Origin of the sequence: Clostridium sp. ZBS2, from assembly GCF_023845855.1 — a bacterium.
Taxonomy (GTDB): domain Bacteria; phylum Bacillota; class Clostridia; order Clostridiales; family Clostridiaceae; genus Clostridium; species Clostridium aquiflavi.
Genome location: NZ_JAMQIF010000042.1, coordinates 1 through 451 on the forward strand (window position 1 = coordinate 1; position 451 = coordinate 451).

At 27.1% G+C, this 451-nt stretch carries 1 pseudogene; it reads left to right on the plus strand.

The annotated features are described in order from the left end of the window. Positions 1 to 221: 221 nt before the first annotated feature. Positions 222 to 451: pseudogene (locus NG918_RS16205) on the plus strand (ABC transporter substrate-binding protein); the annotation flags it as partial.

The window sequence follows — 451 nt, forward strand, 5'->3', positions numbered from 1 at the left end:
CTTATAAAAACATTATTTATAAAAAATAATTTCTATTATTAAACACAAGGCACTCTACGCTAACGATTAATTTTCTTACATATAATTCATCAATTTAACACTCTTTTATATAAAATTTCATAATATACAACAGAAAGACTTTAGGCTCAATAAAAAATGACTTAGTTTAAATAGTTAAGTCTTTTTTAGCCTAATCATTACTTTATAGGAGATGCAATTTAATGAAAAAAGGTTTAAAGCTTTTACTTTCTTTAACTGTAATTCTTACTTTGGCTACTTCTTTAATTGCTTGTAATTCTAAGAGTTCTTCTAAAACTACTAGTGAGGATGCAAAAGTTACTGTTCGTTTAAATGAGGTTACTCGTTCTGTTTTCTATGGACCTATGTATGTTGCAATTAGTGAGGGCTTCTTTGATAAAGAAGGAATTACCATTGATTTAGCAACTGGACA